The organism is Vallitaleaceae bacterium 9-2, assembly GCA_038396585.1.
Taxonomy (GTDB): Bacteria; Bacillota; Clostridia; order Lachnospirales; family Vallitaleaceae; genus UBA1351.
In genome coordinates this window covers 1,189,591-1,205,405 of the sequence record CP121691.1, presented here as the reverse complement: position 1 = coordinate 1,205,405, position 15,815 = coordinate 1,189,591, and the positions used below count along the sequence as shown (strand labels likewise).

12 protein-coding genes are annotated in these 15,815 nt (G+C 37.8%); 4 read left to right on the top strand and 8 right to left on the bottom strand.

Translation table 11 applies throughout. The annotated features are described in order from the left end of the window. Positions 1–6 precede the first annotated feature (6 nt). The gene (locus QBE53_05535; protein ID WZL82571.1) at positions 7–972 is read right to left on the bottom strand and encodes an ABC transporter substrate-binding protein; all 966 of its coding nucleotides are present in this window, start codon (positions 970–972) and stop codon (positions 7–9) included. Positions 973–1,274: 302 nt separating this feature from the next. On the opposite strand from QBE53_05535, the gene QBE53_05530 reads away from it, so the two are divergent. Further along, positions 1,275–2,639, top strand: coding sequence for an MATE family efflux transporter (locus QBE53_05530; protein ID WZL82570.1), 1,365 nt, complete (start codon positions 1,275–1,277; stop codon positions 2,637–2,639). 1 nt (position 2,640) lies between these two features. On the opposite strand, the gene QBE53_05525 is transcribed toward QBE53_05530, so the two are convergent. The 6 genes from QBE53_05525 to QBE53_05500 all read right to left on the bottom strand — a co-directional run bounded on the left by QBE53_05525 (position 2,641) and on the right by QBE53_05500 (position 9,191). Beyond that, on the bottom strand, positions 2,641–4,104 hold the full coding sequence (locus QBE53_05525) for a HAMP domain-containing sensor histidine kinase (GenBank protein ID WZL82569.1): 1,464 nt from the start codon (positions 4,102–4,104) through the stop codon (positions 2,641–2,643). After that, complete coding sequence (locus QBE53_05520) at positions 4,094–4,780, bottom strand: response regulator transcription factor (GenBank protein ID WZL82568.1); 687 nt, start codon at positions 4,778–4,780, stop codon at positions 4,094–4,096. Before QBE53_05520 ends, QBE53_05525 begins: the two co-directional genes overlap by 11 nt. 17 nt (positions 4,781–4,797) lie before the next feature. After that, positions 4,798–6,369, bottom strand: coding sequence for a carbohydrate-binding domain-containing protein (locus QBE53_05515; GenBank protein ID WZL82567.1), 1,572 nt, complete (start codon positions 6,367–6,369; stop codon positions 4,798–4,800). Between the two features lie 10 nt (positions 6,370–6,379). After that, positions 6,380–7,054 (bottom strand): DUF4956 domain-containing protein, encoded by a 675-nt coding sequence (locus QBE53_05510; protein WZL82566.1) that lies wholly within the window; start codon positions 7,052–7,054, stop codon positions 6,380–6,382. Positions 7,055–7,076: 22 nt separating this feature from the next. Next, entirely contained in the window at positions 7,077–7,757 is a 681-nt protein-coding gene (locus QBE53_05505; protein WZL82565.1) for a polyphosphate polymerase domain-containing protein, read from the bottom strand. A gap of 132 nt (positions 7,758–7,889) precedes the next feature. Continuing rightward, positions 7,890–9,191: a methyl-accepting chemotaxis protein gene (locus tag QBE53_05500; protein ID WZL82564.1), complete on the bottom strand. Its 1,302-nt coding sequence runs from the start codon at positions 9,189–9,191 to the stop codon at positions 7,890–7,892. Positions 9,192–9,344: 153 nt separating this feature from the next. Between QBE53_05500 and QBE53_05495 the strand changes: the two genes are divergently transcribed. The 3 genes from QBE53_05495 to QBE53_05485 all read left to right on the top strand — a co-directional run bounded on the left by QBE53_05495 (position 9,345) and on the right by QBE53_05485 (position 12,562). Next, a complete protein-coding gene (locus tag QBE53_05495) occupies positions 9,345–10,733 on the top strand; it encodes an L-cystine transporter (protein ID WZL82563.1) in 1,389 nt (462 codons plus the stop codon). 166 nt (positions 10,734–10,899) lie between these two features. Then, positions 10,900–11,454, top strand: a complete 555-nt coding sequence (locus tag QBE53_05490) for an ECF transporter S component (GenBank protein WZL82562.1) — start codon at positions 10,900–10,902, stop codon at positions 11,452–11,454. Positions 11,455–11,458: 4 nt separating this feature from the next. Continuing rightward, complete coding sequence (locus QBE53_05485) at positions 11,459–12,562, top strand: alanine--glyoxylate aminotransferase family protein (GenBank protein WZL82561.1); 1,104 nt, start codon at positions 11,459–11,461, stop codon at positions 12,560–12,562. 13 nt (positions 12,563–12,575) lie between these two features. Here QBE53_05485 and QBE53_05480 read toward each other — a convergent pair whose 3' ends face one another. Then, positions 12,576–15,725, bottom strand: a complete 3,150-nt coding sequence (locus tag QBE53_05480; GenBank protein ID WZL82560.1) for a glycoside hydrolase family 2 TIM barrel-domain containing protein — start codon at positions 15,723–15,725, stop codon at positions 12,576–12,578. Positions 15,726–15,815: the final 90 nt, after the last annotated feature.

The following is a 15,815-nucleotide window of genomic DNA, read 5'->3' as shown; positions in this document are numbered from 1 at the left end:
TCACTCCTATTCATTTAAAGCTTCAATGATTTTAGTATAAGCTTCTTCGCTTACCATTGGCTTCCACATATCTTCATACGTATTTAAGAACCATATTGCTGCATCTTCTGCTTCGACTTCATTTTCCTGCATATAGCCAAGTCCTGCACTGGTTACCGCTGAAGAAGTCTCATATTTGCTCAAAAATTCATATACTTCTGGATGATTTTCTTCAAACTCACTGTTTACACATACCGTAACTTTTACGGATGGGAATGCGCCAATCCCTTGTTCATAATCCTCAGCATTATACTCACTATCTTCAAGCAATGTCATATCATAAAGCCCCATAATCCATGTTGGCTCCCAGTTGTATCCAACCCATGGTTCTTGTTTTGCATATGCTGATGCTAATGTTGCTGATAAGGTTGCATTTGAATCAATTGTTTTGAAATTGTAGAATTCATCTAAACCATATGCTTCCATTTTATTATGAAGCATTGCTGTTGCCGACCATCCTTCTGGTCCTCCATAGATAATTCCTTCATCTTCATTTTCCGGATTTGGAAATAAATGTACATAATCTTTTAAATCTTCAACTGTTTTTAAGTCTGGTGCAATTGCGCCTTCACCTTCAACCATATACGTTGGAACATAAATTCCTTGTCGGTTATCATCAAAGTTGACGGCTAACTCTTCATAATGTCCATTGTCAATATCGTCTTGATACGTCGGAACATTATCTGACCACAATTCTAATGAGGCATCAATATCTTTTGTTTTCATTCCAGACACCATTACCGAAGTATCTGCCATAACAACATTGACTGGAGTGTCATAGCCATTCTCGATAATGAATTTTGCAATTTGATCATGAAATGCGTTACTATCCCAATCGCCTTCGCCAATTTTAATCTCTTTTGTTTCTTCAGCACAGCCTGCTAATGCCATAACAATCATTAAGCTCAGTGCTATTCCAATAATTTTTCTCATATTTCCTCCTTGTGACAACTTTATATTTTTTCCAAGTTGTTTCTTGGTGACAATCCTATTTTACACAGAAGTTGTCACTTTGACAAGTAAAAAAGCAAAATTTGTTTATTCTGCCCTTTGTTTTTTCATTTTTGTTTATTTTTTATATTTTTTCTATTATTTTATAGCACCTTTGCACATATCAGCTAACTTGCCATGCTGAACTGGATATATGCCAATTGTCTATTTAATAAAAACATGCTATATTGCAAGATAGACATATAAAATGGTTTGGGTGTCAACCCATCAACGGAGGATATACCATGGAAAGAAACAGAAAATTAATCTTGGAAGGTAGTTTAGTTCGGGCTATCCTTACCCTTGCAATTCCGATAATGCTAAATAACCTAATTCAATCTTTATATAATATCGGCGATGCCTTTTGGGTATCACGTATGGGCGATGTACAGGTTGCTGCTGTAAACTTTGTTTGGCCAGTTACCTTTTTAACCATCTCTTTTGCAACGGGCATAGCTGTAGCCGGTGCCGCCATGATTTCTCAATATATTGGCGCCAACCAAGTCAAAGAAGCCAATGAAACGGCTCAGCAATTATATATTTTTGCTCTTTTCTTTGGTATTATCGCTTGTGCCATCGGCATGGTCTTTACGCCTGCTATTGTAAAACTCATGGGAGCTAAGGGAGAACTCTTGTCCGAAGGAACCCTTTATTTAAGAATTATTTTTATCCAAGTGCCTTTTTTATTTATGATGAATATCTTCTTAGCCATTAATCAAGCCCAGGGCGATACCATCACCCCTATGATTTTAAATGCTTCCAGTGCTATTTTAAATATTATTCTGGACCCTATTTTCATTTTTGTTTTTGACTTAGGCATCCAAGGGGCTGCTTGGGCAACAGTGATGTCAATGGTACCCTTTTCATTGTTTGGTATTTATCGACTAACCCATGGACTTAATTACATAAAAATCTTTCCACACAACCTAAAAATTAACTATCAAAAGATGAAGATGCTGATTCGTATGGGCATCCCCTCTTCCATGGGAAGTAGTGGTGTCGCATTTGGCTTTATTATTCTCTTTAGTTTTGTCGTTCAATATGGTGATTCCGCTGTTGCCGCGCTTGGTATTGGAAATCGCTTAAACTCACTGGCATTCATGCCTGCTGTCGGAGTTGGTGCCGCATTAACCACTATTACCGGACAAAATCTTGGAGCAAATCAAGTAGAACGCGTCAAAAAAGCCTATCGCATTTCCATTGCTCTGGCTTTGGTTTTTCTCTTTATGACTACCTCTATTATTTGGTTTTTTGCCCCTCAGCTTGTTTCGATTTTTTCGAATACACAAGAAGTGGTCCAACATGGCACTTTTTATCTACGTGCACTTGCAATGACCACTTGGAGTATTTCATTTTTTAATTGTGCTCTTGGCTTATTAAATGGATCTGGACATACCCTACATGCGATGTTCTTAGATGCCGGTCGTCTATGGCTTATTCGAATCCCTTTGATTCTTCTCTTAGGGCACTTTACATCACTGGGACCGACATCGGTTTGGATTGCTGTAAGTATAAGTAACCCTATCGCATCTGTCATCGCTTTTATTGTCACATTAACCGGGGTATGGAAAACCCCAAAAGTAAGAGATTTGCATATCATTAGTGAATAGCTTATTGAGCAGCCAGCGTTTTAGCTACATCAAACCAAAATACCACTTGGTTTTTCTCATTATCGTATCCATAGGCTTGTCCGGCTACATCTTGAATAGCACGAACAACGGATAAGCCTAGCCCATAACTACTTTTATGGGTTGCTCGCGCTTCATCTTCCTTATAGAACCCATCCCACATATGTTGCACTGTTTTTGTGGGAATAGGCGTTCCAAAGTTAATAACCTTAATTCGATATGTCTTGGCGTGTTCTTCCATACGAATATGAATCTGCTTGGATGTTTTAGCATATTTCGCCGCATTGGACAGATAATTGGCCAACACTTGTTCAAAACGGACAGTATCGATTACCCCTATCCCTTCAATAAGTTCAAGGGATATTTTTAACTGATTTTCTTCGATAAACCCTTGATATTTTTCAATAAAACCTTCAATGGACTCTTTAATGGATACTTCTTCGTAATGAAATTGCATATATCCACTCTCAATGCGAGATAATTCTAATATTTCATTCAAGAGCCGTTTCATTTTGTTGGATTCATCTGCAATGTATCGTATGTAAATCTTTTCCTGTTCTTGATCTTTAACATATCCTTGGGCAATCTCATCTGCATAGCCTTTAATTAATGCAAGAGGGGTCCTTAGTTCATGGGATGCATTAGAGATAAATTTTCGCTGTGATTCAATATCTTTTTCCAGCTGAATATTTTGTTTTTGAAGAACCTGGAGCGCTTCTTTTAATTTCACTGCCAGCCTTTGTATATCACCACTTAAATGTTCCAGCTCATCTCCTGTACTCACCTGAATCTGCTCATCAAAATTAAGATTAGCCAGCTCTTTAACATGTTCTTGCATTGCCCGAATGGGTTGGGTAAAGCGTTTTGATACTATCATAACTGCAAAAACAGTAATAATCAAAAACAAAAAAGTAACGCTAATTAAGAGAACATTTGCCTGACGTACACTACTCAAAATAGGTTCTATACCCTGTGTCAGATAAATTATCGTATCTTCATCCATTTGCTTTTTAGCAATAAATAGATGCATATCTTTTTTATCATCTTGTAGCGTCCCCATCTGAACGTCCCCTTCCCATGTCCATGTTTTTACCAAATCAATAGGAAGAAAGGGTCTTTTTTCATCGGGTGGACTTTTTGGTTCAAAGTCTCCCGGTTCTTTTACCCCTATCTCTCGTGATGAAGAATATACCACTTGCCCACTTTTTTCTACAGTAATATCATATCCATGTTCTGGATCAATCGTCTCCACAACCGCTTGCCATTGTCCTTGCATGAACGGAACCTCAGAAAGTTGTTCCATTCCACTAAGCATTGCTGTCTTGACCGAATAGTAATACAGAGGTTTAAGCAATAAGGAATTGGCAATAAGCAGTACTATTGAAAAGCTAAGCACCAAGCCCATCACTTGTATCGTTAAACGTTTGGAAATTGTTTTACGCTTCATACATCACCTCAAATCGATACCCAAACCCTCGTACTGTCTGCAGATAACTTCCATACGCACCAAGTTGTCGGCGTAGTCGATTAATGTGAGTATCTACTGTACTTTCCGATCCTAGATAATCATATCCCCATACATTTTCAAGGATTTGATCTCGGCTCAGGGATATCCCATGATTCATCGACATATATGCCAATAAGTCAAATTCTTTGCGCTTTAAGTCAACACGTTGTCCTTTGATAATTAAACTTCGCCCTTTTAAATCAATAATGATTTCTCCAAAAACATTCATCTCTTGATGTTTTTCTTCTTGGAAGCTACGACGAAGAACGGCTTCAATTCGCGCAGCTAAAACCATTGGCGTAAAGGGTTTAATGATATAGTCATCTGCACCTTTATCTAAACCATTAATCTGATCCTCGTCCTCGCCTTTTGCAGTTAACATGATAATGGGACATGTGCAAAAACTTCGAATTCTTTCACATGCAGTTAATCCATCCATAATCGGCATCATTACATCCAACACAATCAAATCTGGTTCCATAACTTTTGTCATGGTAATGGCTTCTTCACCATTCATTGCCTGAATAACCTTATACTGCCTATTTTCCAAAATCATTCGTATCATCGCAAGAAGTCGTTCATCATCATCCACAATTAAAATCGTTGCCTTTTCCATAACAATTCCTTTCCGTTTTATTCATCTATCAGCACATCCATTGGTGGCTGCATCATATCATCTTGAGACCAATTACCTTCAAGGTAATCTCCTTGAGGTCGTTCTCCTTGAGGTCGTTCTCCTCGCGGTGGTCTTGCCCCCATACCGCCTATGTTACCATAGGAGGTAACTATGTCTGTTAGTTCTAGGGTCATCTGCACTTGTTCATTAATAAGTATATTATATGATGTATCTATTTTTAATTCAATTGAAGAATATACCAGACTGCTCAATGTTTTTTCAGCTGTGATATCCATGAGAATTTTTTCGTTGTCATCGACAACTTGAATCCTTGTTCCTGCATCTAAGGACGCATCAAATCCAATAATCATTGTAGGAATACTAGATATCTCACTTGGTCCTTGCACCATCCCGCTACTTCCTGTTGCAATTAAGCTACCACCTGTCATCTCAAAGGTTCCTGAGTAATCAATACTTCCGTTGGCATTATCTATCGGTCCACTGACAATAACTGTTCCTGCATTCATCCAAATATTTCCATTAGAATCGAGTCCATCACCATAGCTATTGATAGTTATCTCCCCGCCATTAATATGCAGTCCATAATCATAATCTCCACCTTCTATTTCCTTGACTCTTTCGTTGTTTTCTTCTGTATTATCTGAGATGTTAATTCCATCATCACTGCTGTGAACATCGATATAACCACCATTAACAACAATGTCTTTCGCTTCGATTCCTTCATAGGATTCTACAATACGAATTTCTCCACCATTTACCTGCACAAGGCTATCGGCATGTATCCCATCATCTTGAGTGCTTAGAGACAATTCCCCCGAATGAACTATAATGGTATCATCACTGTGCATTGAATCATCAACACTATCGATGGTAATTTGTCCCGACATAACTTCAATGATTCCATCCGATACTATTGCTTTTTCCTGAGCTTGAATATCTATAGACCCTTTATCAATATAAATCTTATCCTTTCCTTTTATTCCATTTCTTGCTGACTCTACCAAGAGTGTTGCATCATACAGACTAACTTGCGCCTTACCTAAAACAGCTGTTTTATCTGTTGTTGTAATGCTTAGCGTTCCTAGTCCATTAATGACCAGATTAGTTTTTGAATAAATAGCACCATTGGTTCGTTCAATATCCAAAAGCTTCGCTTCTTCTTCCAAATATGCTGCTGTATCTTCGATATAATTGTCTGTACCTTCTTCCAAAGTAATTACCGTTTCTTCAGCTTTTTCTACATAAATAGGGGCAGTTGTTTCATTCCTTAACGTGACCCCTGCAAACAGAAGCTGAACTTGTCCTTTATCCTCTGTCAACACATGAATTTGTCCATCAAATTCTCCCACAAATCTATATGTTCCTGCATTCACAATGTTAATAATTCCATCTAAGATATGGACCTGTTCACTAGTGGATTTCGCTGTATCTCCTTCTAAGTTTATCGTAATAACTTCTTCCACTGCTTGACTTTGACCACTCTTTATATCTGTCTGTATTTTTTCACAGCCAGCCAGTAAATTTATTATCAGTACTATTATAAATATCTGTCTAATTATTTTTTTCATTTTTTTCCTCCTACGCGGCGTAATCACCGTCATAACTTAGCATAGCGACATTAGTTACATACTCAAGCTGATCAATTGTGTTGACCAAACCACTTTTATCTGATTTTGTTCGAATCTCAATCGTTAATTCATATTGAGATGGCACTTTTGTCTTTGATTTAATCTTGTATTGATTTAGTGCTGCATCCAACTCCTGAAAAATCGCTTTTTCTGCGCTTCCGTCGGTATATGCAATAATCAACAGATATGGTTCTATGCGTATGTCCATATTGTTAAATATAATGATGACAAGTGTAATAAAAACAAACGAAATTAGGGCTAAAATATATAATCCTGCTCCGGTAATAATTCCGGTTCCAATAGCCCAAAACATATACACCACATCAATGGGATCTTTTATGGACGTTCGAAAACGAACAATCGAAAGTGCCCCCACCATACCAAGCGATAAGACAATATTATTGGTTACACCGATAATTATCATCGCCGAAATCAATGTTAATATTACGAGGGATACGTTAAATGTTTTGGAATACATTACCCCTTGGAAGGTTTTTTTATAAATATAAAAAATTCCTACTCCTATGAAAAAAGCAACAAGAAATGTTATACACATTTCCAGTAGTGAAAGCGCTCCTGTCGTTTGTTCAATAAAATCATTTTTAAAAATATCATTAATTGTCATGTTATCCTCTTCTTTCTATGGCTTAATATTGTCTTGATCGGCATAAGGTATACTTTGATATACTTTGACGCTTCGTAACATTTTGTTGCACAAGTTGCTTAATATGCTCCGGTAAAAAGCCTGTATACTTTATTTCTAACACAACCTGATTCGGGTTTAGCGCTGCCAAATATAACATATTTGGATTGAACAAATCCTCTCCATGCGTCGAATGACGAATATCATAATCAAGCGTAACTCGTACATCACCATATTGATAGACAAATGTCTGGCGATCATAGTCTACGATAACTTTAGGTTGTAATTTTCTCTGTAGTGCATCCAGACAAAATTCCTGAATCAACAAGGCTTTCGATGTTGATTTTAATTGGCTGTAATTTTTTTGCATTATCATATTGTACTGTTCTCTTGTAAGCTGACAGGTTTCTTTAAACCCAACTTGATTATGTTTCACTTTTTTCTCTAACCGAATATTGTGATCATCGCCATTGTAAATACGGATACGATATTTTTTTCTCCGTAATCGCCCAATGACATTGTCTCCAAGAGCACTGTTATTATAATCATCAAAATATAGACTTGTCACTTGATAGAATCCTTGTTCATCTGAATTTTTGTCAAACGGGCAGACATGTTTTATTCTTCCACGAATGATGCCTGCTGTATTTTCATCGATAATATATTTTAGTTCATTTCTATACATGTCTTTGACCTCCTTTTCTTTATAGTTCTATCATAGAAGGTCGCCTTAACCGAAACCTAACATATTTATGAACAAATTGTAAACAAAAAAACGCCCTCTTTTGAAGGCGCTTTTTAAATCTAATCTAACTATCTATACATTAAATACACTAATATTATCCGATAATTCTTCTGTTGATTGGGAGATTTTCGCTCCGTAATTGGTCACTTTTTCAATACTATTGAGCTGCTCTTGAACAGAAGCAGTGACTTCTTGTGTTGACGCTGAATTTTCTTGAGCAATAGCCATTAAATTATGAAGGGTATCTGTTAAGACATCTTTCATTTGGTCTATTTGACTCTCTGACATATTCAAATCCTCAATGGCCACTTCCGTTTCTTGAATTGCTTTCGAAATCTCTAGAAATTTTTCCCGACTCTTAAGAACCATCTCAGATTGTCTTGTAGAAATCCCATAGACCTTATCCATAGTATCAACAACTGCACTTGAGTTTGTCTGTAAACCATCCACCACCGTTTCTATTTCTTTTGTTGACTGTGTCGACTGTTCTGCAAGTTTACGTATTTCATCTGCGACAACGGCAAAACCTCGCCCCATCTCTCCTGCTCTAGCCGCTTCAATCGCAGCATTTAGGGCAAGTAAGTTCGTCTGATCCGCAATATTGGCAATCATCATACTTGCCTCACTAATGGCTTTAGCGCTTTCATTCGTTTTTTCTACAATTGTGTTGACTTCATGAATCGCCTGCATATTTTCATCATTGGTCTTTGTTAATGCGTCAATGGACGCAAGACCTTCATCAACATGGGCATCCACACGTTTTGATGATGCATTAAGGTCCTGAAGATACGCTTGATTTTGTTCAATGGCTTCGCCTAATTTACGAACTTCTTGTGAGCCTTCTTCTGTACTTTTTGCCTGATCAACTGCACCTTGAGCAATATTTTCTATCGCTTTGGTGATATTTTGGGATGTTTCTTTGACTTGACGTAAATCTTCGTACAAATCTTCTGCTTTTTCATCTGTTGCTTCTGCATTATTTTGAATTTGTTCAATTAAATTTCTAAGGCGCTCCAACATTTTATTGGTCGCTTGATCCATTTGTCCAAACTCATCTTTCCTTTGTTTGGGCAACTGAATATCTAGATCACCTTCACTCATATGCTTTAAGATTTCAATGTAATGTTTTAACGGTTTAATAATCATATAGCGTAAAAAGAACACCATAATAATGTTCATAATGAGAATATTGATGATGGTATTAACATATATCTCTAAGTTCCCCGTATGAATTCCGCTATTATGAACACCTTGACTGATTAATGATGACAATGGAATGCTCACCAAAAAGGCTAGGGTAATGGCAACAATAATCTTAGTCTGTAGTTTTTTAAAGTAGTTCATAAATATTACCTTTTTTAATAACTCTTTCATATTTGTTCTCCTTTTTTTTATTCTGCGTATCAGTATAACTCAATTGAATAATAAACACAAATGCATTGACACAATCTAAAGATTCTGCTATGATAAACTTAATATCATATGTAACATATATAATTAATATGTTATATCACGAGGAGGAATTATATGAACACTACTTTTGCAATTATTATCAACGTGGTTATTATGCTTTTATTGGTCCTTGGACTATATCAAATGCAAAAACGCCACATCTCTTTTACAAAACGTGTATTTTTAGGTTTACTTTTAGGTATTGTCTTTGGTGCGTTGCTACAAGTCATCTATGGAAGTAGCTCAAGTGTCGTTCAAGACTCAAACACTTGGTTTAGTGTTATTGGAAGCGGATATGTTCGACTACTACGTATGATCGTTATTCCTTTGATTTTCGTCTCAATCATTAACGCTATCATAACACAAGATTCAAAGAATCTAGGAAAAATGGCATCACTCATCATCGCCACCTTGATGATTACTACGGCAATCTCTGCTTTTGTCGGTGCAACGACTGCTAGTGTTTTTAATCTTACCTCTGAAGGGTTAGTATCTGGGGATGCTGAAGTTCGAGCAAGTGAACGGTTGGAGTCACGTCTTGATGATTTCCAAGCAAAGCCTATTCAACAGCAACTTGTTGAAATTATCCCACTAAATCCGATTTATGCTATGTCCGGTCAAGAAAGTTCTTCAACGCTTTCAACTGTACTGATTGCTGCACTCCTTGCTATCTCAGTCATTGGACTAAAACGTAAAAAACCGGAATCAGCAGCCTTTTTTGTTGATTTAATTAAATCCTTGCACGATGTTGTCATGCGCTTAGTGACATTAATCCTTCGCTTGACACCTTATGGTGTCCTTGCCTTGATGACACGTATGGTCTCAACAAGTAATTTTAGCGAGATTCTTCGTCTCATTAATTTTGTCTTGGCTTCATATGTTGCATTAATCATTATGTTTGCTATTCATTTGATTATTCTTACATTATTTAAGTTAAACCCATTAACATATGTGAAAAAAATGGCTCCTGTACTTTCTTTTGCTTTTACATCACGAAGTAGTGCCGGTACCCTTCCTTTAAATGTTGAAACACAAATTGATGATTTAGGTGTTTCAGAAGGACATGCCAACTTATCTGCATCCTTGGGGACAAGCATTGGTCAAAATGGCTGTGCGGGAATCTACCCAGCTATGCTTGCTGTCATGATTGCTCCTACTGTCGGTATTAATCCGCTTGAACCTGGTTTTTTGATTAAGCTTATTATTATTACTGCCCTTGCTTCCTTTGGTATTGCCGGAGTTGGTGGTGGCGCAACCTTTGCTGCTTTAACTGTATTATCTGCGCTTGGTCTTCCTGTTGGATTAGTCGGCTTGCTTATTGCTATCGAACCTCTTATTGATATGGGACGTACTGCATTAAATGTTAGTGGTTCTGTTGTGTCCGGTTTGGTTTCAGGACGTTTAATGAATAAAGTGGATTTATCCATTTATAACCGTAAAGGTAAAAAAGCTGAGAGTTTTTAACTCTCGGCTTTTTTTATGCCCTTTTTTAACACTGTCCCCTTCTATTTATGATTTTCTGTCACTTTTACAAGAGACACTTTTCAATTATACTAGGACTATATTTTTTTATTCGTTTTTGTCAAGCTATGACATGAACGCCTATACTTATGATAAAAAGGAGTGTCCTATGAAAGAACATCAAAAAATCACAACAAAATCCGTTATTATTGCTGCTTTATTTATTGCCATCGTCTTTGTCGCTACATATGCTGTACAAATCCCTCTACCAGGAATAGCCACCGGTGGTTTGATACATCTTGGCAATGTCGCACTTTTTTCCATTGCCATTATCTTTGGAAAACGATACGGCGCTATTGCAGGTGCTTTTGGAATGGCTCTTTTTGACATATTGTCTCCATGGATTATATGGGCTCCCGGAACATTTATCATACGAGGAATTATGGGCTATATGATAGGTTCTATCGCAAACACAAGCCAAAGACGGCCTATACATATGGTTCGCCTGATGCTTGCAATGATTCTACCCAGCTTGTGGATGATTCTTGGATACTTCGCATATAATCTACTGCTTTATCATAATCTTCCTGCTGCTGTTGCTTCTTTACCTGGTGATATTACTCAGGCAGTTGCCGGAATCCTTATTGCGACACCTGTTATTTTAATCATTGAAAAATCAGGAACCTCCCAACATCTCAACCAACTTGCCGCAGAAAGGTCGTGAATTGATGTATTTAGATAACCCGAACTTTTCAAAAAAGCTTATCATGACCCCAGGTCCAACTGACATTGCTCCTGAAGTCCTTGCCATGATGTCCGAACCATTTATGCATCCTAGCATCGACCTTGATTTTTTTGAAATCTATAAAGAAACCACTCAATACCTTCAGCAAATCATGCATACCCAAAAGGACGTCTACCTCTTAAATGGTGAAGGTATCCTAGGTCTTGAGGCAGCATGTGCTTCTCTTATCGAACCTGGCGACAACGTACTTGTCATCTCCAACGGTATCTTTGGGTCAGGCTTTGCTGACTTTGCCTCACTATATGGGGCACAAGTAACACTCTATGAAATGAATGACCAAGAACCCATTGATGTAGATAAACTAAAGGCTTTTCTAGAAACCAATCATGAATATACTTTAGCAACGATGGTTCACTGCGAAACCCCTTCCGGACTCGTTAACCCTATTGACTTACTTTGTCCCTTACTAAAGTCTTATGGTATTTTGACTGTCGTTGATTCCGTCTCCGGTGTTGGTGGACTAGAAGTCTATGCGGACCAATGGAATATAGATATTGTCTTAGGCGGCTCTCAAAAATGTCTTTCGGCTCCAAGTGGTTTAACTTTTTTATCTGTTAGCACAGATGCCAAAGAAAAAATGAAAAAAAGAAATCACCCCATTATCGGCTTTTATGCAAACCTTATGATATGGGATGATTGGTATTCTAAAAAAAAGTTTCCCTATACACAGCCTGTCAATGAAATCAAAGCATTACATCTAGCTGCTAAGCGGGTTGTCGATGACAAGAACGTATTTATCCGACATCATGAGGAAGCCCAAAAAGTTCGAGAAACAATAAAAAGTTTGGGTCTATCTCTATATCCAAAGGCTGGATTTTCAGATACAGTCACAGCCTTTGTTGTGCCCGAAGGTCACTCTGAAATGGATATACGCCAATATATGCTTGAACAAAAAGGCATCTTGCTTGCAGGTTCTCTTGGATATCTCCAAGGCAAAGTGATTCGCATCGGACATATGGGGTATAATTGTACTCCTGAAAAAGTCAATCGCACACTTGAAGCATTAAGCGCATACTTTCAGCAATAATCCCCGCCATCCTCTAGTTAAATCCCAGGAAGAATGTATATTGGTAGTTTTTCTCTGAACTTAATTGATATTTTTTGTTCGGTTGAGCTCCCCAACTGTCATCTCCGCCAATACCACGCTGATAGCCATTGACACGGATAACTGTTTTTGAAGGTTTTGGCATCAAGTGCGGATGTGTGTACGTTTCGATTTCATAGGGTGTAAATCCTGCCACAGCAACTTCCACTGGAATATCTGCCATGATTTGCATTCCTTGCATCTTTTCTTTATTGCACACTTGCATAAAACGTACATCCGTTTTATTACCGCATTCTTGAGGACGAATATAAGGTACCCATTGTTTTGCAACGGTTGATTCATATAAGCCAATGGGTGCACTTTGCTTACGGTCTGAAAAATTGGAATGTGGCCCTCGTCCATACCACTTTAACGCATCCATTTGAGCGTCTATCTGAACCATCATTCCATAGGCTGGAATTTGTGGCATCATAGCTGATGGTTTAAGATCCATCGTAATCTTTATTCGTCCTTGGGTATCAATAAGATATGTCATCTCAACAAAACCTTCATCGTCAATCGGCATTTGATATAATGCTTTTACTTGTACATAACTTGCTTCATTAATTTCGATGGATACCACATCAAAATCCCTTAAGCGCATTTGTGTTGGCATAGTTCTCCATATTTTACACTCTTCTAACATGTTGTTGCCTAAATCGTTATCTGTCGCGGCACGCCAAAAACATGGTTGAATAGGCTCTACCAACATCTCTTGGTCATGAATGCTATATTGTTCAATCCAACCTGTAGCTTGATTAAATGCTATCTTGAATCCTTCACCTGATACGTCATATATTCCTTCTACTTCTTCCATAATAATATACGGATATTCAGAAACCACCTTAGATATACTTCCAAAACGTGCTTCTAGGCTTTCAGGAGTATGTTTTCCTATCCAAGGCAATGTTATCTGAGAAAACCCAAGGGAATATCCCTTCGGGGCATACTCTGTATCCTCCGCTAGCTCATAGCTAATATTTAGTTGATAAAATCCTTCTTCATCAACGATGCCATTCTTGAGCTCCTTAATAGTCACTTCTCGCATTTCCCCCGCTGGAATTAACGTATCAATTGTACCTGTAGCTACACTGCATCCATCTTTTTCAATCGAATAGTTGATATTCAAATATTGCGAATCCAAAAATAAATTTCTGTTTTCAATATATATTTTTCCTTCTTTTAAATTTGAAGGAAATGCTTCCATGACTTGATAGCATTTTTTTACTTCTAACAGTTTTGGCGTCACACTGCGGTCAGCTAAGACCAATCCATTGCCACAAAAGAAATTATCATTGGGGGTATCATTAAAATCTCCTCCGTAAGCATAGTAGCTTATATCTCCCTCCTGCTTTAAGATGGCTTGATCTACCCAGTCCCATATAAATCCACCGAGTAGCGCCTCATATTTTCTAAACAAATCTAAATATAAATGCAGTCCTCCACAGCTTGTTCCCATAGCATGACTATATTCACATAAAAGTATAGGTTTTTTCGGATTATATTTAGCGTAGTGTTCCAGCATCTCGGGTGTTGTATACATCTGACTTTCAATATCTGATACATAGTCAAACTTACGATCATGAAAAGTCCCTTCATAGTGAATGGTACGGGATTGATCAATAGCAAGAATCGCATGACGCATATGCGCAAAGTTCAATCCTCCATAGGATTCATTCCCAAGAGACCACATAATAATTGATGGGTGATTACGATCACGCATAACCATGGATACCGCACGATCTACAACGGCATCTTTCCATTCGGATTTACTTCCTGGGATGGCATTTTCTTGGAATTGCTGTGCTTCTGGATATTTCCATGTCCCATGCGTCTCTAAGTTTGTCTCATCAATAACATATAGACCAAGTTCGTCACACAAATCATAGAAGAACGGGTGATTAGGGTAATGCGATGTACGCACTGAGTTGATATTGTGCTGTTTCATAAGTATCAAATCTTTGCGTGTATCTTCCAAGTCAATAGCTCTGCCTTTCTGCGGATGAAACTCATGTCGATTCGTTCCAAGAAGCAATAAAGCTTTTCCATTGATAAACATTTGGGTACCTTCAACGTTTATCTCTCGAAACCCTATACGGGTTGACCGATATTCTATTCTCTTACCAGATGCATCTACAACCTCAAAAACCAGCATATATAAATAGGGCGTCTCGCTGCTCCAAAGCTTTGGATTATTGACACCCACAGAGGCTTGAAGTTTTTGTCCTGTCCCCTGCACTCCTTTTGCAATATCAAAGCGTTCAACAATCGAATCCTTACTATCAAATAAAGTCCCAGAAACTGTATATGTCTGTTCATAGGCTTGTTCATATGACGCTAACACCAACTCAACATCTATCCAACTTTTCGTATAATCTTCTTCAAATCGAGTATTGACACTATAATCATCAATCCATGCTGTGCCTACTGTATATAAAAATACATCTCGAAAAATTCCGCTTAGGCGCCAAAAATCTTGATCTTCTAACCAACTGGCATCACACCAGCGAAATACTTCAACAGCTAACTTATTCTGCCCTTCACGTAGATAAGGGGTCAGGTCAAAATCTGCATTAGTAAAACTGTCCTCACTATAACCAATACACTCTCCATTAAGATATAGGTAAAAAGCAGATTCAACACCTTGAAAGCTAATATATACCGGTTGATCCTTAAAATTCTTCTTAAGCTCAAAATAGGTCACATAATGTCCCACAGGATTATACTGTATCGGAGCATTGGGCGCAATCACTTCCTCCGTATCCACCCACGGATAAACGGTGTTGGTATACTGAGGATAATCATACCCTTCCATCTGCCAGTTCGACGGCACAGAGATAAGATCCCAGTCCTTAACATTATACTCCGGATGTTCAAATCCATAGATACGCTCCTTTGGACTATCGACAAGCTTAAAATACCATTGCCCATTTAAAAGCTCTACACGGTCACTTTCATATGGAGCATAAGCCTTTGCTTGTTCCATAGACGTATAGGATACACCAAAGGCCTTGGCTTTCATTCGATTAATTTGAAAAACTTCGGGTTGGTTGTACCAAGGTTGTTCATTGTCATTACGACTGTCCAATACTATTTTTTTCTGCATAACCTTCTCCTTCATATACTATCATAAAATTAAAGTTAATGTATCTTCATCATAATACGTTAACTAAGTCTTTTCAATATAAAGTTTTTC

Coding starts and splice junctions, on each gene's coding strand:
- QBE53_05535 (WZL82571.1), bottom strand. CDS start 972: ATGAGAAAAATTATTGGAATAGCACTGAGCTTAATGATTGTTATGGCA.
- QBE53_05530 (WZL82570.1), top strand. CDS start 1,275: ATGGAAAGAAACAGAAAATTAATCTTGGAAGGTAGTTTAGTTCGGGCT.
- QBE53_05525 (WZL82569.1), bottom strand. CDS start 4,104: ATGAAGCGTAAAACAATTTCCAAACGTTTAACGATACAAGTGATGGGC.
- QBE53_05520 (WZL82568.1), bottom strand. CDS start 4,780: ATGGAAAAGGCAACGATTTTAATTGTGGATGATGATGAACGACTTCTT.
- QBE53_05515 (WZL82567.1), bottom strand. CDS start 6,369: ATGAAAAAAATAATTAGACAGATATTTATAATAGTACTGATAATAAAT.
- QBE53_05510 (WZL82566.1), bottom strand. CDS start 7,054: ATGACAATTAATGATATTTTTAAAAATGATTTTATTGAACAAACGACA.
- QBE53_05505 (WZL82565.1), bottom strand. CDS start 7,757: ATGTATAGAAATGAACTAAAATATATTATCGATGAAAATACAGCAGGC.
- QBE53_05500 (WZL82564.1), bottom strand. CDS start 9,191: ATGAAAGAGTTATTAAAAAAGGTAATATTTATGAACTACTTTAAAAAA.
- QBE53_05495 (WZL82563.1), top strand. CDS start 9,345: ATGAACACTACTTTTGCAATTATTATCAACGTGGTTATTATGCTTTTA.
- QBE53_05490 (WZL82562.1), top strand. CDS start 10,900: ATGAAAGAACATCAAAAAATCACAACAAAATCCGTTATTATTGCTGCT.
- QBE53_05485 (WZL82561.1), top strand. CDS start 11,459: ATGTATTTAGATAACCCGAACTTTTCAAAAAAGCTTATCATGACCCCA.
- QBE53_05480 (WZL82560.1), bottom strand. CDS start 15,725: ATGCAGAAAAAAATAGTATTGGACAGTCGTAATGACAATGAACAACCT.